Origin of the sequence: Mycobacterium sp. NAZ190054, from assembly GCF_001545925.1 — a bacterium.
Lineage (GTDB): Bacteria > Actinomycetota > Actinomycetes > Mycobacteriales > Mycobacteriaceae > Mycobacterium.
The window spans coordinates 1-19,655 of sequence record NZ_LMVQ01000580.1 but is presented as its reverse complement, the minus strand read 5'-3'; the positions used below and the strand labels follow the sequence as shown (position 1 = coordinate 19,655).

16 protein-coding genes and 4 pseudogenes are annotated in these 19,655 nt (G+C 69.4%); 5 read left to right on the top strand and 15 right to left on the bottom strand.

Annotated features, from left to right (window positions below):
* The 3 genes and pseudogenes from ASJ79_RS34630 to ASJ79_RS29400 form a co-directional block, all read right to left on the bottom strand.
* Positions 1–126: pseudogene (locus ASJ79_RS34630) on the bottom strand (arsenic transporter); the annotation flags it as partial.
* A 286-nt stretch (positions 127–412) separates the two neighbouring features.
* Positions 413–853, bottom strand: a pseudogene (locus ASJ79_RS34625) (ATP-binding protein); the annotation flags it as partial.
* Positions 854–898: 45 nt separating this feature from the next.
* Entirely contained in the window at positions 899–1,873 is a 975-nt protein-coding gene (locus ASJ79_RS29400; RefSeq protein WP_067963136.1) for an NADPH:quinone oxidoreductase family protein, read from the bottom strand.
* A gap of 121 nt (positions 1,874–1,994) precedes the next feature.
* Between ASJ79_RS29400 and ASJ79_RS29395 the strand changes: the two genes are divergently transcribed.
* On the top strand, positions 1,995–2,963 hold the full coding sequence (locus tag ASJ79_RS29395) for an alpha/beta fold hydrolase (RefSeq protein WP_067963133.1): 969 nt from the start codon (positions 1,995–1,997) through the stop codon (positions 2,961–2,963).
* Here the strand turns inward: ASJ79_RS29395 and ASJ79_RS29390 are convergent.
* On the bottom strand, positions 2,939–4,282 hold the full coding sequence (locus ASJ79_RS29390; RefSeq protein WP_067963130.1) for a flavin monoamine oxidase family protein: 1,344 nt from the start codon (positions 4,280–4,282) through the stop codon (positions 2,939–2,941). The genes ASJ79_RS29395 and ASJ79_RS29390 overlap by 25 nt on opposite strands.
* Positions 4,283–4,383: 101 nt before the next feature.
* Here ASJ79_RS29390 and ASJ79_RS29385 point away from each other — a divergent pair, with 101 nt between their 5' ends.
* Complete coding sequence (locus ASJ79_RS29385) at positions 4,384–5,361, top strand: TIGR03617 family F420-dependent LLM class oxidoreductase (RefSeq protein WP_067963143.1); 978 nt, start codon at positions 4,384–4,386, stop codon at positions 5,359–5,361.
* Between the two features lie 40 nt (positions 5,362–5,401).
* Positions 5,402–6,934, top strand: a complete 1,533-nt coding sequence (locus ASJ79_RS29380) for an NAD(P)/FAD-dependent oxidoreductase (RefSeq protein WP_067963127.1) — start codon at positions 5,402–5,404, stop codon at positions 6,932–6,934.
* 9 nt (positions 6,935–6,943) lie between these two features.
* Here the strand turns inward: ASJ79_RS29380 and ASJ79_RS29375 are convergent, their stop codons facing one another.
* Entirely contained in the window at positions 6,944–8,059 is a 1,116-nt protein-coding gene (locus ASJ79_RS29375) for a hypothetical protein (RefSeq protein ID WP_067963124.1), read from the bottom strand.
* Positions 8,059–9,195: a phosphotransferase family protein gene (locus ASJ79_RS29370; protein ID WP_067963120.1), complete on the bottom strand. Its 1,137-nt coding sequence runs from the start codon at positions 9,193–9,195 to the stop codon at positions 8,059–8,061. Before ASJ79_RS29370 ends, ASJ79_RS29375 begins: the two co-directional genes overlap by 1 nt.
* 66 nt (positions 9,196–9,261) lie before the next feature.
* Here ASJ79_RS29370 and ASJ79_RS29365 point away from each other — a divergent pair, with 66 nt between their 5' ends.
* The gene (locus ASJ79_RS29365) at positions 9,262–9,864 is read left to right on the top strand and encodes a TetR/AcrR family transcriptional regulator (RefSeq protein WP_067963117.1); all 603 of its coding nucleotides are present in this window, start codon (positions 9,262–9,264) and stop codon (positions 9,862–9,864) included.
* Positions 9,865–9,888: 24 nt separating this feature from the next.
* Here ASJ79_RS29365 and ASJ79_RS29360 read toward each other — a convergent pair whose 3' ends face one another.
* The 9 genes and pseudogenes from ASJ79_RS29360 to ASJ79_RS29320 form a co-directional block, all read right to left on the bottom strand.
* Positions 9,889–10,674 (bottom strand): enoyl-CoA hydratase, encoded by a 786-nt coding sequence (locus ASJ79_RS29360; RefSeq protein WP_067963115.1) that lies wholly within the window; start codon positions 10,672–10,674, stop codon positions 9,889–9,891.
* A 31-nt stretch (positions 10,675–10,705) separates the two neighbouring features.
* Positions 10,706–12,271 carry an NADH-quinone oxidoreductase subunit NuoN gene (gene nuoN, locus ASJ79_RS29355; protein WP_067963114.1) on the bottom strand — a complete coding sequence of 522 codons (1,566 nt, stop codon included), beginning with the start codon at positions 12,269–12,271 and terminating at the stop codon, positions 10,706–10,708.
* Complete coding sequence (locus ASJ79_RS29350; protein ID WP_067963110.1) at positions 12,268–13,848, bottom strand: NADH-quinone oxidoreductase subunit M; 1,581 nt, start codon at positions 13,846–13,848, stop codon at positions 12,268–12,270. Before ASJ79_RS29350 ends, nuoN begins: the two co-directional genes overlap by 4 nt.
* Complete coding sequence (gene nuoL, locus ASJ79_RS29345) at positions 13,842–15,755, bottom strand: NADH-quinone oxidoreductase subunit L (protein ID WP_067963107.1); 1,914 nt, start codon at positions 15,753–15,755, stop codon at positions 13,842–13,844. Before nuoL ends, ASJ79_RS29350 begins: the two co-directional genes overlap by 7 nt.
* Positions 15,755–16,054, bottom strand: a complete 300-nt coding sequence (nuoK, locus tag ASJ79_RS29340; protein ID WP_067963103.1) for an NADH-quinone oxidoreductase subunit NuoK — start codon at positions 16,052–16,054, stop codon at positions 15,755–15,757. Before nuoK ends, nuoL begins: the two co-directional genes overlap by 1 nt.
* The gene (locus ASJ79_RS29335) at positions 16,041–16,784 is read right to left on the bottom strand and encodes an NADH-quinone oxidoreductase subunit J (RefSeq protein ID WP_067963100.1); all 744 of its coding nucleotides are present in this window, start codon (positions 16,782–16,784) and stop codon (positions 16,041–16,043) included. Before ASJ79_RS29335 ends, nuoK begins: the two co-directional genes overlap by 14 nt.
* A 9-nt stretch (positions 16,785–16,793) precedes the next feature.
* Positions 16,794–17,318, bottom strand: a complete 525-nt coding sequence (nuoI, locus tag ASJ79_RS29330; protein ID WP_067963139.1) for an NADH-quinone oxidoreductase subunit NuoI — start codon at positions 17,316–17,318, stop codon at positions 16,794–16,796.
* The gene (gene nuoH / locus ASJ79_RS29325) at positions 17,311–18,546 is read right to left on the bottom strand and encodes an NADH-quinone oxidoreductase subunit NuoH (RefSeq protein ID WP_067963095.1); all 1,236 of its coding nucleotides are present in this window, start codon (positions 18,544–18,546) and stop codon (positions 17,311–17,313) included. The genes nuoI and nuoH overlap by 8 nt, the downstream gene beginning before the upstream one ends.
* Positions 18,543–19,538, bottom strand: a pseudogene (locus ASJ79_RS29320) (molybdopterin dinucleotide binding domain-containing protein); the annotation flags it as partial. The gene nuoH and the pseudogene ASJ79_RS29320, both read right to left, overlap by 4 nt.
* Here ASJ79_RS29320 and ASJ79_RS35300 point away from each other — a divergent pair.
* A pseudogene (locus ASJ79_RS35300) lies at positions 19,444–19,655 on the top strand (ferritin-like domain-containing protein); the annotation flags it as partial. The pseudogenes ASJ79_RS29320 and ASJ79_RS35300 sit on opposite strands and share 95 nt — an antisense overlap.

Genomic DNA, 19,655 nt, shown 5'->3' with positions numbered 1-19,655 from the left:
CTTCATGTCCCGGCGGACCACGTTGCGCCACAACAGATTCGCCAACGATCCGACGTAGGTGAGGTTGGGGCCGATGTTCACCCCGATCAGCACCGCGAGTACGGCGGCCGGTCCCGACCCCGTCACCGATCGCGTGCGCCAACTCCAGCGCGAAGAACGGGTTACCGCCCGAGATCTCGGCGATACGAAGCACCGACGGCCGAGCCAGGGGGCGGCCCAGGCGCTCGGAGATCAGCGAGTGCAGCCGGCCGGTGGTCATCGGACCCACGGACACCCGCTCGAGCCCGTCCGGCCGCTCCAGCTTCAACCAGCCCGCGGTCGCGCCCTCGCCGGGGGCGCACCGCTCCGTCACCAACACCCCGAACGGGCCGCGCAGGCGGCGCACCGCGAATTCGACGGCGGCGCGACTCGAGGTGTCCAGCCACTGCGCGTCGTCGATCGCGATCAACACCGGCCGGTGCTCGGCCAGCGCATGCAGCACCGAGACGAACCCCGCGGCCACCGTGCGCTGATCGGTCGCCGGGCCGGCGCTGTCGGCACGCAGCAGCACCCGGTCCAGCGCCAGCCGCTGCAGTGGCGGCAGCGCGGCGAAACAGTCGTCCTCGACGTCGCCGAGCAGGTCGGCCAGCGCGGCAAACGCCATCACCGATTCGGCCTGGCCGACCCGGGCCGTGAGCACCCGGAAACCCAGGTCGCGGGCGTGCTCCAGCTGGCGCAGCCACAGCGTGGTCTTGCCGATCCCGGCTTCGCCCTCGATGACGAGCCCGGCCGGCTGCGACGCCGCGGACGCCAGGAATTCAGCAACGCGCGGATCGTCGACTGCTCGCTCTCCAGCGCCCGACACGTTGCCCATCATCGCAGCGGGCAAAGTCTCGCGCATCACTTCCGGAGCTTCCGGTCACCGGACGGCGACCACGACCTTGCCCCGGGCCGACCGGTCCTCCAGCGACGCGATCGCCTCGGCGGCCCGTTCCAGTGGATACACCACCGGTGCCGGAGCCGGAACGGCGCCCGAGGCCAGCAACGGCTCCAGGTCGGCCCACTGTTCCTGCAGGTAGCCGGGGTGCGTCAGCGTCCACGCGCCCCAGCCCACCCCGACGGCGTCGACGTTGTTGAGCAGCAACCGGTTCACCTTCACCGTCGGGATCTCCCCTCCGGTGAAGCCGACCACGAGCAGCCGCCCGCCCGGGGCCAGCGAGCGCAGGGAATCGGTGAACCGGTCGCCACCGACCGGGTCGACCACGATGTCCACCCCGCGTCCGCCGGTGAGTTCCTTGACCGCGTCCTTGAAGCCGGCGGCGAGCACCACATCCGACGCGCCGGCCGCGCGGGCCACCTCGGCCTTGTCCTCGGTGCTGACCACCGCGATGGTGCGGGAGGCGCCGAAAGCCGGCGCCAACCGCAGCGTCGAGGTCCCGATGCCGCCGGCCGCGCCGTGCACCAGCACCGTGTCACCGGGCTGCAGACGGCCGCGCGTGCGCAACGCGAAGTGCACCGTCAGGTCGTTGAACAGGATGCCCGCGCCTGCCTCGAAGGACAGCGAGTCCGGCAGCTTGAAGACACGTTCGGGTTGCAGCGCAACGACTTCGGCCATCGCACCGCACAACATGGTCAGGCCCGCCACCCGGTCGCCGGGCTGCACGTGCGCGCCGGCGGGGGCGCTGCGCACCACCCCGGCGACCTCGGCGCCCGGGGTGTACGGCATCGCCGGCTTGTACTGATAGAGCCCGCGGGACTGCAGCGCGTCGGGGAAGGCCACCCCGGCGGCGTGCACGTCCACCAGCACTGTGCCGTCCTCGGCCGCCGGCTCGTCGATCTCGACGAGTCGGGCGGCCTGCGGCCCCGCGAGTTCGGCTATCTGTATCGCACGCATTTCCCGGCCTCCTGATGGTCGTCGCAGACCATTTAACCCACCCAGGGTTCGGCGCCTCACCGGCGGTCTCTGCGGGTACAGTCACGTACCCGGCAGAGTCGCCGAACCACAGGAGCAACGTATGGCACAAGGGGCCCGATCGCGGGGCCGGGGATTCGCGCCCGCCCAGGCGCTGCCGCCGGGACGCGTCGTCGACGTGCGGTCCCGGGACGGCGTTCGGCTGCACGCCGAGGTCTTCGGACCCGAGGACGGCTACCCGGTGGTGCTCGCGCACGGCATCACCTGCGCGTTGCGGGTGTGGGCCTATCAGATCGCCGACCTGGCCCGCGACCACCGCGTGATCGCGTTCGACCACCGCGGCCACGGCCGCAGCGCGGTCCCACCGCGCCGCGGCGGCTACAGCCTGGACTACCTCGCGGCCGACCTCGACGCGGTGCTGGAGGCCACGCTCGCCCCGGGGGAGCGCGCGGTGATCGCGGGACACTCGATGGGTGGCATCGCGATCTCGGCGTGGTCGGAACGGCTGCCGCACCGGGTCGGGCAGCGCGCCGACGCCGTGGCGCTGATCAACACCACGACCGGGGACCTGTTGCGCAACGTCAATCTGCTGCCGGTGCCGACCAGGCTGGCCGGCGCCAGGGTGCGCGCCGCGGGCTCGGTGCTGCGCAGGTTCGGCGGGATGCCGCTGATCCGGGCCGTCGACCGTCCCAACCGCCGGTTCGTCTCGATGCTCGCCGTCGGCCACGACGCCGATCCCGCCGTCGCCGACTTCGTGTACGAACTGTTCAACGCGACCTCTCCCGCCGGGCGCGGCGGGTGGGCTCAGGTGCTGGTCGACCACCTCGGGCCGCAGCACATCGCGTTGAAGAATCTCACGGTGCCGACCCTGGTGATCGGCAGTACCAAGGACCGCCTGCTGCCGATGGTTTCGGCCCGCCGGATCGCGGCCGCAGCACCGAACCTGGCGCGATTCGTCGAGCTGCCCGGCGGGCACTGCGCGATCCTGGAGCGGCCGGCGGAGGTCAACGAACAGCTGCGCTGGCTGATCCAGTCGGTGGGGGAACGTCAGGACCGGCGCGCCAGCTCCTGATGCGCGTCGGTGGCCGCCCGCAGCCCCGACCGCACCGCGCCGTCGAGGAAGCCCGTCCACCGGTCGGCGGTCTCGGTCCCTGCCCAGAAGATTCCGTCGACCGGCGTGCGCAGCCACCGGCCGTGCGTCGTCCACGCCCCCGGCGGCACCGCCGCGGTCGGTCCACCAGGAGCGAAAGGCTCTGCGCCCCAACGGTGATCGATGTAGTCGAGCGGGCGGGACGCGGCGTCACCGAACAGCGCGGTGAACCCCGCCAGCGCGAGCTCGCGCCGTCGTTCGTCCGGCAGCGGGTCGAATGTTCGGGCGTCGGTGAACCCCAGCAGGATGCCCGGCCCGTCGTCGCCGGGACTGCAGTCGAACGTGATGAACACCGGCCCCTCGTCGGACAGTGCCTCGCCGGAGTAGCCGTCCCTGCGCCAGAACGGGGTCTCATAGGCCGCATACGCCTTGCTCAGTTGTCCCTGCGGCCAGTGCCGGGCCAGCTCGTCGTACCCGGCGGGCAGCGGCGGGTCGAACTCGACGCCCGCGCGGTGCTCGGGGGCGACCGCGACGACGACCGCCGCGGCGCTGTGCTCGGCGCCGTCGGTGGTGACGGTCACCGAGCGGTCGGCATGGCGGGCGATGCGGCGGACCGGTGCGCCGAGCACCACGCGGTCGCCGAGTTGGTCGGCGATGCGCTCCGCGATCTGCTGGGTGCCGGCCAGGAAGCGCTCCTGCTGGGCGCCGCCTTCCACGTCGAGCATCCTGTTCAGCCCACCGGCGGCCTTCACGTAGCGCACCGCGTGCAGCATCGACACCGCGTCGGGCTCGGCGCCCCAGGTCACCCGCGACATGATCGCCATCAGGTCGCGGGTGGACGCGTTGGCGTGCACCGAGCGCAGCCACCTGTCCAGCGAGACGGCGTCGAGCTCGGCGGCGCCTGCCGAGGACCAGGGCTGCTCGACGTTCAACTTCCGGCAGACCCGCTCGAAACGCCACTGGATCCGTGACACGTCCAGCAGCTCGATGATCGACAACCGCGGAATCGTGCTGCGGTAGGACCGCACCGAACCGCGCCAGCGGATCAGATTCTTGCCGCGGCCGTAGGTCGGTACCCGGTCACAGCCCAGCTCCGCGGCCAGGGCCAGCACCGCATCCTGGGTCGGGCCCACGAACGTCGCGCCGAGGTCCACCGGGACGCCTGCGACGGTGCCGGTGTGCGACCGCCCGCCGACCCGGTCGCGCCCCTCGACGACGACGACGTCGCGGCCCAGGCGCGTCAGCTCCCGGGCAGCGGTCAGTCCGGCGAATCCCGCTCCCACCACGACGACGTCGGCCATGCCTCCATCCTGTGCCGCATCCGGGGATTTCGGCGTGGAAACGAGCCGATAGCGACGATTCGCCCGCGGCGAGCGCACTAGGCTCGCCCGTTGTGCAGGTGATGACCGCGTTGTTCGGACCCACTGACGCCCTCGACCGGTCACGCGCACTGCGCGACGCCGGCGCGAGCGGGGTCTTCACCTTCGAAGGACCGCACGATGTGTTCACCCCGCTGACCCTGGCCGCCACCGTGGGCGGGCTCGACGTGATGACCAACGTCGCGATCGCCTTCCCCCGCAACCCGATTCACCTCGCCCACCAGGCCGTCGACCACCAGCTGCTCTCCGGTGGACGGTTCACCCTGGGCCTGGGCACCCAGATCCGCACCCAGATCGAGAAGCGCTTCGGCGCCCAGTTCGACCGGCCGGTGGCCCGGATGCGGGACCTGGTCGGTGCGCTGCGGGCGATCTTCCACGCGTGGAGCACAGGGGAGCGGCTGAACTTCCAGGGCGAGTTCTACCGGCACACGTTGATGACCCCGACGTTCAGCCCGCGGTCGGACTTCGACCCGATCCCGATCTTCGTGGGCGCGCTGGGGCCGAAGATGACGAAGATGACGGCCGAGGTCGCCGACGGGCTGTTGGTGATGCCGTTCGGCTCGAAGCGATTCCTGCACGAGGTGACGATGCCCAACGTCGACGCCGGACTGGCCGCGGCCGGCCGCAGCCGCGCCGACCTCGAGGTCGTCCCGGAGATCATCGTGTCCGTCGTCGACCACGACCCCGGCCACACCGCGGCCCGCCGCCTGTTGGCGTTCTACGGGTCCACGCCCGCGTACCGACCGGTGCTCGACGTGCACGGCTGGGGCGACCTGCAGCCGGAACTGAACGCGCTGTCCAAGCAGGGCCGCTGGGAGGACATGGGCCGGCTGATCGACGACGACGTGCTGCACACGATCGCCGCGTGCGGCACCCCCGCCGAGATCGCCACCCACATCGACGACCGGGTGGCCGGCGTCGCGGACCGCATCTGCCTCTACCAGCCCGGACCGATCGCGGTGGACTCGTTGGCCCAGATCGTCGACGCGCTCAGGCGCTGAGACCTAGGCTGGTACGGACGCGGACCAAAGGAGGTTGCGGGTGGACCAGCTCTATCCCGAGGCGGAGTTCTCAGACGTTCTGATCATCGGCGCAGGCATCTCGGGCATCGGGGCGGCCTACCGGATCCAGGAGCGCAACCCCCAGCTGAAGTACACCATCCTGGAGCGCCGCTCCCGCATCGGCGGGACGTGGGATCTGCACCGCTACCCGGGGATCCGTTCCGACAGCGACATCTTCACGCTGTCGTTCCCGTGGGAGCCGTGGACCAGGCCGGAGAACGTCGCCGACGGCGAGGACATCCGCGGCTACCTGACCGAGACGGCGCACAAGCACGGGATCGACCGGCACATCCGGTTCGACACCCGGGTGATCTCGGCGGACTGGGATTCGGCGACCGACACCTGGACGGTGCAGACCGAGCAGGACGGGGTGCCGCGCACCCACCGGGCCCGGTTCCTGTTCTTCGCCACCGGCTACTACGACTACGACAACCCGTACCGCCCGGATTTCCCGGGGCTGGAGAACTTCTCCGGCGCGGTGGTCCACCCGCAGCACTGGCCCGAGGATCTGGACTACACCGGCAAGAAGGTGGTGGTCATCGGCAGCGGCGCCACCGCGATCAGCCTGATCCCGTCGCTGACCGAACGGGCCGGGCACGTGACCATGCTGCAGCGCTCGCCGACGTATCTGCTGTCAGGGCAGCGGGTCAACCCCGTGGTGAACCTGCTGCGCAAAGTGCCGCCCCGCAAACTCGGATACCGGCTGGCATGGTCGTACAACGTGTTGTTCATCGTGCTGATGTACGCGATCGCACGTAAGGCGCCCCGCTTCAGCCGCCGGGCGATCCGCGCGGTCGCCAAGCACTACCTGCCCGAGGGCTATCCGGTGGACACGCATTTCAACCCCAGCTACGACCCGTGGGACCAGCGTCTGTGCCTGATCCTGTCCGGCGACTTCTACGACGCCATTGCCGCGGGACGCGCCGAGGTGGTCACCGACCACGTCGACCACATCGACGGCACCGGCATCGTGCTGCAGTCGGGCAAGCGGATCGACGCGGACGTGATCGTCACCGCGACCGGTATCCAGTTGCAGGCGTTGGGTGGTGTCAGGCTGAGCATCGACGGCGCGGAGGTGAAACCGGCCGACCGGTTCGTCTACAAGGAGCACCTGCTCGAAGACGTGCCCAACATGGCCTGGTGCGTCGGTTACATCAACGCGTCCTGGACGCTGCGTGCCGACCTGACCGCGCGTGCCGTGGCAAAGCTGTTGGCCTACATGGACGCTCACGGGTACACGCACGCCTACCCGCACCTCGGGGCCACACCGATGACCGAGAAGCCGGCGTGGAACATCAACGCCGGCTATGTGCACCGCGCCGCGCACGTGCTGCCGAAGTCCGGTACGCACCGGCCGTGGAACGTGCGGCACAACTACGTGCTGGACGCGATCGACCACCGGCTGGACCGCATCGAGGAGTCGATGGTGTTCGGCCGCACCCCCGCGCCGAAATGGCATTCCAGCAGCGAAATATCGAGTGAGGACCTGCTGGAACGCAATTTCGGCGGGTGAGGGTGACGGTCAGGGCGCTACGGTGAGCCAGTCGGCGAAGCCCGACGGGTCGTGGCGGCCCAGCGCGCCGTGCTCGAACAGGCCCCAGCCCTCGCGCTCGGTGCCGTCGGCGTCGCGGCAGACGGCCCGCCCGACGTGGTCGATGACGCCGAACCCGGCGCGCCCGACGATCGCGGGGTCGTTCATATCGTAGGTGAGCCGCTCGGTGAAGTTCTCGCCCTTCCACACCCCGTGCAGCCAGTCGGAGTCGCCGCCGTAGCCGCCGCCGACGTGGATGGGCACCGGGAGCTTCGATTCGACGTCGAAACGCAAAGGGCTGCCGTCGAATGCCGTCGCCTCGATCGTCGCGCCGGTCGGGATCCGGGTGCCGGAGCGGTAATGGATCTTGACCCGCGGCCAGCCCAGCTGCTCGACCCGGCCGTCCTTCCAGATCCGGGTGCAGTCGTTGAGGGAGCGGAACCCGTGCGGGTCCTCCTGCATGATGATCACGATGCCGAAGTCGTCGAACGCCATCGGCACGTACAGCCACCACATGCCCTCGAACGGCGGGTCGTCGGGCCGTCCCGGCGGTTCGGCCTCGCCGACGGGGCGGATGCCCCACGACCGGTCACGGGTGCCGATCCACCGGGCCGGATCGACCGCGATGTCCTCGCCGTCGATCGCGAGATGACCGCTCCACGAGCCGACCTGGGCGAAACGTTGCGCGTCGAGCGTCACCCGGGTGCCGCGTCGCATGACGTGCGGCTGCTCCTGCACGACGTCGAACAGCCCGTCCCACGTGAGATCGGCTGCGACGCCCTCGGTTTCCTCGAGGATGACGCGCAGCTTGCGCAGCGGTTCGATGACCTCGACGCGGTAGTTGCCGACGTGCTGGTTGAGCCTGTCCTGATCGATGGCGTCGGACAGGTGCACCGCGGTCTGGGTGTCGCCGCGCCGCACGAGAAGGAACGCGTCCTTTACACCGAGGTTGGGGTAGTAGCCGATGCCGGTGATCACGAAGATGTCGCCGGTGCGGTCGTGGGCGTTGAAATAGGACCGGTCGTAGAAGTTGCGATCCGAGGATCCGGGCCAGGCGATGGGCTGGGGGACCTGGTGTACCGGGAATTCGTCCATCGGTCCGAGCATCAGTCGGTCTCTCCGATCAGTCGTTTCAGCAGGGATCCGTGGTAGAACAGCGTTTCGATGTCGGTGGGTTTCTCGATCTCCCCGAAGTGCACACGACGCGCCCCGGTGCGCATGAACACGCAACACCACACGACCGCCGAGTAGACGTGGAACCAGCGCAGCTCGCCGACCTCGACGCCGGTGAGTTCCCGGTACGTGGCCCGGACGTCGTCCTCGCGCAGGAAGTCCGGCATCCCGGGCAGCCCGGCCAGTTTCGTCAGTTCCTGGAAAACCATGTGCGCGAAGCTGATCCAGGCCAGGTCCAGCTCGCGCGGGCCGACGGTGGCCATCTCCCAGTCCAGGACGGCGACGGGGGAGAAATCGCGGTACATGACGTTGCCGATCCGCGAATCCCCCCAGCACAGAACCGGTTCGGTGGCCGCGACGTCGTCGGGGAAATGGTCCTCCAGCCACGTCAGCGCCCGGTCGACCAGCGGCGACCGGCCCATGTCCGGAACGCTGAACTCGTACCAGCTCTTGAGCCAGCCGAAGTGGCGGTGCAGTGCGGTGTCACCGGGCGGGTCGACGTCCTGCAGGAATCCGAACACCTGCTGGGCGTCGGGGATCGAGTGCAGCTCGGCCAGCACCTCGACGGTGCGGTCCTGAAGCTGACGCTGCTGTTGCGCGGTGGCGTCGTAGAGCCAGTTGTCGCCGAACGTGTAGGGCATCACGTCGGGGGGCACCACGCCCTCGACGCGGTCCATCAGGAAGAAGGGCCGGCCCAGCACATCGCCGGTGGGTTCGAGCCAGCGCACCGGCGGCACCGCGACATCGGTCAGCTCGGCGACCAGCCTCATCACCTCGTGCTGGTGATCGAGGCGGTAGTGTTCGAACACGGGGATGTCGGCCTCCGTCGGCGCAACCCTGGCCACCCAGTTCTGCTCGACCGGTGCACCGTCCTGCAGCCACCGCCCGCGCAACAAGATCGTCTCGGAGGACATCCCGTTGGCGTCGACACCGCTTTCCACCGTGATGTCCGGCTTGGCATCGGGCAGCAGCGTCGACAGCCACCGCGACAGTGCCGCAGGCACATCCGACATGTCACGGCTGGAGCGTTGCAGGCGGTCCACATTGTCGACGGCTGGTTCGGTGGTCACAGTGAACGTCCTTCCCGCCGCGGCGCGGTCCTCACACGGATCTAATACGATACCGTGGGTAGCGATATGAAAACAGACCCGTCGCCGGGTGACAAGACCCCGGGCGCCGGTCGTCCGCGGGATCCGCGCATAGACGCTGCCATACTGCGGGCGACCGCGGATCTACTTGTCGAAATCGGTTATTCGAATGTCACGATGGCGGCCGTCGCCGAGCGGGCCGGCACCACCAAGACGGCCCTGTACCGGCGGTGGTCGAGCAAGGCCGAACTCGTGCACGAGGCCGCGTTCCCGGTCACGCCGTCGGCCATCGACACCCCGCCCGGTGACATCGCCGCGGACCTGCGCGCGATGATCCAGGCGGCGCGTGACGTGTTCACCAGCCCGGTGGTGCGGGCCGCGCTGCCCGGGCTGATCGCCGACATGTCGGCCGACGCCGCCCTGACGGGCCGGGTCGGGGCGCGGTTCACCGATCTGTTCGGGGCGGTGCGCACCCGGCTGCACGGCGCGGTGGAACGTGGCGAAGTCCGGCCGGACGTCGATCCGGACCGGCTCGTCAACCTGATCGGCGGCGCCACGCTGCTGGCGCTGCTGCAGGCGCCGGACGACCTCGACAACCCGTCGTGGGTGGACCGGACCACCGACATCCTGCTGCACGGCGTCGTCACGTAGCGGTGCGGTGCCCGGCGAGAGCGGTCAGGCGGGCCCGATCTGTTCCTTGTTGCGCTCGGTGACGGCACTGAACCGGTCACCCAGGCCGTCGAAGTCGTGCGAGTCGCGGTGCTGGGCGACGGCGATCTGTTCCTCGGCCGCCAACGCCGGATCGATCACCGCGGCGGCACCGGTCGTGTAGATCTCCTTGAGGCCACGCACCGTGAGGCGTGGCACCTCGGCGATCTGCGCCGCCAGCTCCACCGCCCGCTCCAGCAGACGGTGGTGCGGCACCACCTCGGTGACCAACCCGATCCGCTCCGCGCGGGCCGCGTCGACGACCTCGCCGGTCATCGACAGCCGCCGCGCCATCGCCGCGCCGACCAGCTGCGGCAGCCGTGCCGTCATCCCGCCGCCGGGCAGGATCCCGACCCGCACATGGGTGTCGGCGAACACCGCGCGCTCCGAGGCGATCAGGAAGTCGCACCCGAGCGCCATCTCCAGCCCGCCGGTGAAGGTGGCCCCGTTGACGGCGCCCACCACCGGGGTACGCATCTGCGCCACCGCCGCGATACAACTCTGCGAACGGAACTCCTCGAAGTAGGAAAGCCCGTCGCGGGCCGCCTCTTTCAGATCCACCCCGGCGCAGAATGCCGGGTCGGCGCCGGTGAGCACCACCGCGCGCACCGTCTCGTCGGCGTCCGCGGAGGTCAGCGCCGCGTAGGACGCGCGGATCAACTCTCGGCTCAGCGCGTTCCTGGCGGCGGGCCGGTTCAGCGTGATCACCCGCACGCCGTCGCTGTCGGCGGTCAACACCAGCTCAGAGGTCATGGCCATGTTCGTATCAGAAGAAGCTCCCGGCTCAGAAGAAGCGGTCCGCCGAGTTCGCCAGGTCCAGCAGCGGCTGCGGCAGCGCCCCCAGCGCGAACGTCACGGCCGCGGTCACCGTGACCACCGCCGTCGTCAACGCGCTGGGCACCACGACGACCGGTGCGTCGTCAGGACGGTCGGTGAAGAACATCAACACGATCACCCGCACGTAGAAGTACGCGGCGACGGCACTGGCGATCACGCCGACGACCACCAGCGGGATCGCGCCACCCTCGCCTGCGGCCTTGAACACCGCGAACTTGCCGACGAACCCGCTTGTCAGCGGAATGCCGGCGAACGCCAGCAGGAACAGCGCGAAGACGATGCCCACCACCGGATAGCGCCTGCCGAGGCCGGCCCAGCGCGCCAGTGCGCTGTCCTCCTCACCATCGGCGTCGCGGACCAGACCGACGACGGCGAACGCGCCGACGGAGGAGAACCCGTAGGCGAACAGATAGAACAGCGTCGAGGACACACCCGCGTCGTTGCCGGCGATCACGCCGGTCAGGATGAAGCCGCTGTGCGCGACCGCCGAATAACCCAGCATGCGTTTGACGTCGTGCTGGGTGACGGCGGTGACCGTGCCGACCACCATCGTCAGGATCGCGATCACCCACAGCACCGGCCGCCAGTCGCCGCGCAGCTCGGGCAACGCGACGTAGAACAGGCGCAGCATCGCGCCGAACGCCGCGATCTTGGTCGCGGCCGACATGAACGCCGTGATCGGGGTCGGCGCCCCCTGGTACACGTCCGGGATCCACGAATGGAACGGCACCGCACCGACTTTGAACAGCACACCGACCAGCAGCAGCGCGATACCGATCAGCGCCAGCGACGATCGGCCGGTCCCGGAGGCCACCGCGTCGGCGATGCCCTGCAGGTTGAGGGTGCCCGCATAGCCGTACAGCATCGCCGCGCCGTAGAGGAAGAACGCCGACGAGAACGCCCCCAGCAGAAAGTATTTCAGTGACGACTCCTGCGACAGCAGCCGCCGGCGGCGGGCCAGCCCGCACAGCAGGTACAGCGGCAGCGACAACACCTCCAGCGCGATGAACATCGTCAGCAGGTCGTTGGCGGCCGGGAACAGCAGCATGCCGCCGACGGCGAACATCGTCAGCGGAAACACCTCGGTCTGGATGATCCCCGCTCTGGTGGCCAGCTTCTCGGCGACACTGCCCGCCACCGCCGAGGCCTGCGGCGTGAACGCCTCCAGTCCCCGGGAGCCGCCGTCCGCCACCGCTGTCTGGCGCTCACCGATCAGCAGGATTCCGAGCACCCCGACGAGCAGGATGGTGCCCTGCAGGAACAGCGCCGGCATGTCGATCGCGATCGCGCCCATCACCACGTCGACACCGTTGCCGCCGTCGACGTCCCGCGCGATGAGGACGACGGCGACGAACGCCGCCGCCAGACCGCCGAGGCTGAGCGCGACCTGGGCGCGGTAGCGCAGCCGCCGGGGCAGCAGCGCCTCGACGAGCACGCCGAGCACCGCCGCGGCGAGCACGATCAGCATCGGAGAGACCAGACCGTATTCGACGGTCGGTGTCGGGAGGTTCATCGCGCCGGGCCTTCCGCCATCCGGGGTTCCGGGTCCGGTTGGTCGATGGTGGTCAGGGTGTGGGTGACCGCCGGGTTGATCACGTCGAGCGCGGGCTTCGGATACACCCCGAGCACCAGCAGCAGCGCGATCAGCGGCGCCACCACCGCGATCTCCCGGGGCACCAGATCACGGATTCCGTGCTCACCGTCGGCCGGCACCGCCGGGGCCGGGCCGGTCATCATCCGCTGGTACATCCACAGGATGTAGATCGCCGAGAGCACCAGCGCGCTGGCCGCCAGCACCGCGAACACGGGGTAGCGGGTGAATGTCCCGATCAGCACCAGGAACTCACTGATGAACGGTGCCAGCCCGGGCAGCGACAGCGTCGCGAGCCCGGCCACCAGGAACGTGCTCGCCAACACCGGGGCCAGTTTCTGCACGCCGCCGTAGGCGTCGATGAGCCGGGACCCGCGGCGCGACACCAGGAACCCGGCGATCAGGAACAGCGCCGCCGTGGAGATGCCGTGGTTGACCATGTACAGCGTCGACCCGGACTGCCCCTGCGTGGTCATCACGAAGATGCCCAGGATGATGAAGCCGAAGTGGGAGATCGACGTGTACGCGATCAACCGCATCACGTCGGTCTGGCCGATCGCCACGACCGCCCCGTAGACGATGCCGATCACCGCCAACGTGATGATCAGACCGCTGAAATACGTTGCGGAATCCGGGAACAGCGGCAGACAGTAGCGGATCATGCCGAACGTGCCGACCTTGTCCATGATCGCCATCATCAGCACCGCACTGGCCGGGGTGGCCTCGACCGCGGCGTCCGGCAGCCAGCGATGGAACGGCCACAGCGGCGCCTTGACCGCGAACGCGAACATGAACCCGCCGAACAACAGGTGCATGACCACCGGATTGACGACGAACTCGCCGCCGGAGACCGCCGCGACGATCGCGCGGAAGTCGAACGTGCCGGCCTCGAACGCGTCGCTGCCCGCCGTGGCCACGTACAGCCCGACGACGGCGGCGAGCATGATCAAGCCGCCGAACAGGTTGTACAGCAGGAACTTCACCGCGGCTCTGCTGCGCTGCTGACCGCCGAACCCGCCGATGAGGAAGTACATCGGGATCAGCATCGCCTCGAAGAACACGTAGAACAGCAGGATGTCCAGCGACACCAGCGAGATCAACACCATGCCCTCGACGGCCAGGGTCAGCGCGAAATAGATGTGCACCGACCGGCCACCCCAGCTGAGCTCGTCGCGGGCGTCGTTCCAGCCCGCGACGATCAGCAGCGGCAGCAGCACCGCGGTCAACACCACCAGGGCCAGCGCGATGCCGTCGACGCCAAGGATGTACCCGGTGCCGAACGACGGTATCCAGCGGTAGTTCTCGACGAACTGGAACTGCTCCCCGGCCGGGTCGAAGCCCACGGCGATCACCGCGGCGACGGCCAGCACGGCCAGCGACACCGTCAGCGCCACCCACTTGGCCAGGGTGCGCGCCGCGGCGGGCAACAGCAGCACCACGACCGCACCCACCATCGGGACGGCCCACAACACGGTCAGCAACGGAAACGACGTCACCACACATTCACCGCCAGGATCAACGCGACGACGACCGCCGCACCGGCCAGCATGGACAGCGCATAGGAGCGTGCGAAACCGGTCTGCAGACGGCGCAGACCTTCCGAGACGCGGGCGACGCCGGCCGCCAACCCGCCTGCCGCACCGTCGACCGCGTCATCGTCCAGCTCGACCAGCCCGCGGGTGAAGGACAGCCCCGGACGCATCAGCACCCTCTCGTTGAACGCGTCGCCGTACAGATCCCGGCGAGCCGCGACCGTCAACGCCGAGCCGGCCGGGACCTCCTCGGGCACCGCCCTCGCCCCGTACATCCGGTAGGCGATGCCGATACCGACCGCGACCACCGACAACACGATGACGGTGACCACCCACACCGGCAGGACGTGGTGGATCTCGTGGGCGCCGACCACCGGCTCCAGCCAGTGTTCCAGCGTGCCGCCGATCGCCAGCGCGCCGCCGGCGGTCACCGAACCGATGGCCAGCACGATCATCGGCCAGGTCATCACCGCAGGTGCCTCATGGGGATGGGGCCCCTGTGTTTCTCCCGTCGCTTCGCTCGCCCCGTGATCGGCCCAGCGCTTCTCCCCGAAGAACGTCATCAGCATCACCCGCGTCATGTAGAACGCGGTGATCCCCGCGCCGAGAATGGTTGCGGCACCGAGGATCACACCCTTCACGCCGCCCGCGCCGAGCGCGGCCTCGATGATGCCGTCCTTGGAGAAGAACCCGGCCAGCGGCGGGATGCCGATGATCGCGAGATAACCGAGACCGAACGTGACGAACGTGACCGGCAGCGCCCTGCGCAGCCCGCCGTAGCGGCGCATGTTCACCTCGTCGTCCATCGCGTGCATCACCGAGCCCGCGCCGAGGAACAACCCGGCCTTGAAGAAGCCGTGGGTCAACAGGTGCATGATCGCGAACGCGTACCCGGCCGGGCCCAGTCCGGCTGCCAACACCATGTAGCCGATCTGACTCATCGTCGACGCGGCCAGCGCCTTCTTGATGTCGTCCTTCGCGCAGCCGATCACCGCGCCGAACAGCAACGTGACGGCGCCGACCACGACGACCGCGGTCTGCGCGTGCGGGGCGAGGTCGAACACCGGGCCCGACCGCACGATCAGGTACACGCCCGCGGTGACCATCGTGGCGGCGTGGATCAACGCCGACACCGGTGTGGGGCCCTCCATCGCGTCCCCCAGCCAGGACTGCAGCGGCACCTGCGCGGACTTGCCGCACGCGGCCAGCAGCAGCATCAACCCGATCGCGGTCAGCGTGCCCTCACCGAGCCGCGGTGCCGCGTCGAAGACTTCGCCGAACGACACGGCGCCGACCGTCGCGAACATCACCATCAGTGCGACGGCCAGCCCGACATCGCCGACCCGGTTGACGACGAACGCCTTCTTGGCCGCCGTCGCGGCCGACGGCTTGTGGGACCAAAACCCGATCAGCAGATAGGACGCCAGGCCGACTCCCTCCCAGCCCACGTACAGGCCGAGATAGTTGTCCGCCAGCACCAGCAGCAGCATCGCCGCCAGGAACAGGTTGAGGTAGCCGAAGAAGCGTCTCCGCCCGGGATCCTCCTTCATGTAGCCGATCGAATAGATGTGGATCAGCGAGCCGACACCGGTGATCAGCAGCACGAAACACATCGAGAGCTGGTCGAGTTGCAGCCCGAAGTCGACGCGCAGCTCCCCGGCCGGCACCCAGCTGAACAGTGTTTCGTGCGTGGTCCGGTGCTCGGCGTCGCGGCCGAGCATGTCGGTGAACAGCACTGCGGCACAGAGGAAGGACGCGACGGAGGCGGCGGTGCCGACCAGATGGCCCCACCGGCCCGAGCGTGTCCCGGCCAGCAGCAGGACCGCCGCGCCGGCCAGCGGGAGCGCGATCAGCAGCCACACGGGTGCGCTCATCAGTGCTTCAGCAGGTTGGCCGCGTCGACGCTGGCGGAGCGCCGGGTCCGGAAGATCGTCATGATGATGGCCAGCCCGATCACGACCTCGCACGCCGCGACCACCATGGTGAAGAACGCGACCACCTGACCGTCGAGATGCCCGTGAAGGCGGGAGAACGCGACGAACGCGAGGTTGGCGGCGTTGAGCATCAGCTCGATGCACATGAACATCACGATCGCGTTGCGCCGCAACAGCACTCCCGCGGCGCCGATGGTGAACAGCAGCGCCGACAGATACAGGTAGTTATCGGGACTCACGGCTGCTCCCATCGGGCCCATGCTCTTCGCTCAAGCGCTCATCGGGCACCGCGCGGACCTGCAGGATCGCGCTCACCGACAGCTCGGAGCCCGAACCGTCGGGCAGCCTGGCGGGCACGTCGACGGCGTTGTGGCGGGCGTAGACGCCCGGGTTGGGCAGCGTCGTCGGATGCGCACCCGCGGCGAACCGTTCGATCGCCAGCTCGCGCTGAGTCTTGCGCCGCTCGAAGCGTTCCCGGTGGGCGAGCACCATCGCCCCGAGCGCCGCGGTGATCAGCAGTGCGCCGGTCAACTCGAACGCCCACAGGTACCGGGTGAAGATCAGAGCCGCCAGGCCCTCGACGTTTCCGTTCTGATTGGCCTGATCGAGACCGACGAAGCCGGCGGCCGCTACGGTGCCGATGCCGGCCACCAACAGCACACCGAAGCCCAGACCGACGGCGATGGCCGCCAACCGCTGTCCGCGCAGGGTCTCCACCAGCGATTCCGACGAGTCGACGCCGATGAGCATCAGCACGAACAGGAACAGCATCATGACCGCACCGGTGTACACGACGATCTGGACCACCCCGAGGAACGGCGCGTCCAGGGCGATGTAGAGCACCGCGAGCGCGATCATGGTGGTGGCCAACGAGATCGCCGAGTACACCGCCTTGCGTGCGGTGACCACACCGAGTGCGCCGGCCACCGATACCGCCGCGAGCACCCAGAACAGCACCGCCTCACCCATGTCCGCTCCTCACCTGCTGTCCTCGGTCACGGGGCCGATGTTGCCGAGGTAGTAGTCGTCGTCGGTGCTTCCCGGCGCCATCGCGTGCGGCGGGGCCTCCATGCCGGGCTCCAGCGGGGCCAGCAGTTTGTCCTTGCCGTAGATCAGGTCGGTGCGGTTGTCATCGGCCATCTCGTAGTCGTTGGTCATCGTCAGCGCACGGGTCGGACACGCCTCGACGCACAGGCCGCACCCGATGCACCGCAGGTAGTTGATCTGGTACACCCGGCCGTACCGTTCGCCGGGCGAATACCGTTCGGATTCGGTGTTGTCCGCTCCTTCGACGTAGATGGCGTCGGCCGGGCAGGCCCACGCGCACAGCTCGCAGCCGATGCACTTCTCCAGGCCGTCGGGATAGCGGTTGAGCTGATGCCGGCCGTGATACCGCTTGGCCACCGGGCCCGGCTTCTCCGGGTACTGCTCGGTCACCGGCTTCTTGAACATCGCGCCGAAGGTGACGCCGAAACCGGCGACGGCGTCGAGGAATCTAGGCATCGGCACTCTCCAGAGGGCGTTGCTGGGCCGGCAGTGGCGGCACCGGATAGGCACCGGCGCCGGCCGGCCCGACGGGTTGAGGACGGATCCGCTTGGCCCGCAGCCTTCTCCATCCGGCCACCGCCGAGAGAAGCGACGCGACACACGCAAGTCCGATCAGCGCGGTGGCCCACGCCGGCAGGCCCTGGTCGCGCAGCGAACGGGTCGACGCCACGATCACGATCCAGCCCAGTGAAACCGGGATCAGGATCTTCCAGCCCAGCGCCATGAACTGGTCGTACCGCATCCGTGGCAGTGTGGCGCGCAACCACATGAAGAAGAACAGGAACAGCCACACCTTGGCGGTGAACCACAACAGCGGCCACCATCCGCTGTTGGCGCCCTCCCACAGACTGACCGGCCACGGTGCCCGCCAGCCGCCGAGGAAGAGTGTGGTGGCCAACGCGGACACCGTCGTCATGTTGACGTACTCGGCGAGCATGAACATCGCGAACTTCAGCGACGAGTACTCGGTGTGGAATCCGCCGACGAGTTCCCCCTCGGCTTCGGGCAGATCGAAAGGCGCGCGGTTGGTCTCGCCCACCATCGAGGTCAGGTAGACCAGGAAGGACGGCAGCAGCAGCACGATGTACCAGGTGTCGTTCTGCGCGGCGACGATGCCCGAGGTCGACATCGTGCCCGCGTAGATGAACACCGCGACGAACGACAACGCCATCGCGATCTCGTAGGAGATGACCTGCGCTGTGGAGCGCAGCCCACCCAACAGCGGGTACACCGACCCCGACGCCCAGCCGGCCAGCACGATGCCGTACACCCCGACCGAGGTCACCGCGAGGATGTAGAGCACCGCGACCGGCAGGTCCGTCAACTGCAGCGCCGTGCGGTGACCGAACACCGACACCTCGCCCCCGAGGGGGATCACGGCGAACGCCATGAACGCCGGGATCACCGCGATCACCGGGGCGGCGAGGTAGATGCCCCTGTCCACCCCGGCCGGCACCAGCCCCTCCTTCAACGCCAGCTTCACCCCGTCGGCCAGGGACTGCAGCAGACCACGCGGGCCGACCCGGTTCGGGCCGAGCCGCATCTGCATGCGGCCGAGAATCTTCCGCTCGATCAGGATCGCCGCGAGGACCGTCAGCACCAGGAAGCCGAAGATGCCGACGGACTTGGCCGCCATCAACCACCACGGGTCGTGGCCGAACAGCGCCGGATCGGGATAGGTCATCGCGGCCCCCCGCCGATCGACACCACGGCGCCCGTGGTCACACCCAGACTCCGGTGCACGTGGCTGCCGGGGGAGTTCAGTGGCAGCCAGACCACGCGGTCGTCCATGTCGGTCACCTGCAGCGGCAGGGAGATCGCACCGCGATCGGTGCGTACGGTCACCAGTTCACCGGCGGTGACACCGATCTCGGCAGCCGTCGCCGGCGACAGGCAGGCCACGGACGGACGGGCGGTGCCGGCCAGGTGCGGCTCACCATCCTGCAACCGGCCGTCGTCGAGCAGCATCCGCCATCCCGCGAGCACCGCCTGACCGCGCTGTGGCCGGGGCGGCGACGGTTCCACCGGTGGCGGGACGGCGCGATCCCCGGACCACATCCCGAGACGGGCGCGTTCGTCGGTGGCCGTCGTCAGGCCGAGGTCGACCCCGCTCTCGTCGGCCAGGAAACTCAGCACCCGCAGATCCGATACCGCGTTGGTCTGCAGCGACGGCTCGAACGACCGGGTCCGCCCCTCCCAGTTCAGGAACGAGCCCGCTTTCTCGACGACCGGCGCGACGGGGAACACCACGTCGGCGCGTTCGGTGACCTCGCTGTGGCGCAACTCCAGGCTGACGACGAACGGTGCGGCGTCCACCGCGGCCAGGGCGGCATCGGGATCGGGCAGATCGGTGAGCTCGACGCCGCCGATCAGCAGTGCGCGCACCGCACCGCCGCGGGCGGCGTCCAGGATGGCCGACGTGTCCCGCCCGGGAGCCGCGGGCAGGTCGTCGACGTGCCACGCGTCGGCGACCTGCCTGCGTGCGGTCTCGTCGTCGACCGGGCGCCCGCCCGGCAACAGGTTCGGCATCGCACCGGCTTCCACCGCTCCCCGGTCCCCGGCACGCCGCGGTATCCACGCGATGCGCGCCCCGGTCGACTCGGCCAGCCGGGTCACCGCCGACAACGCGCCCGGCGACGCGGCCAGACGCTCACCGACCAGCAGCAGCGAGCAGGGCGCCGAGGACGCCGCCGACCTGATCCACGCCGCGCGCGGTGCCACCGGAGTCCTCGACCCGGAGGAACTGCCGATCGCCGACTACGACGAGTTGAACGTCAACGACGCCGCCACCGC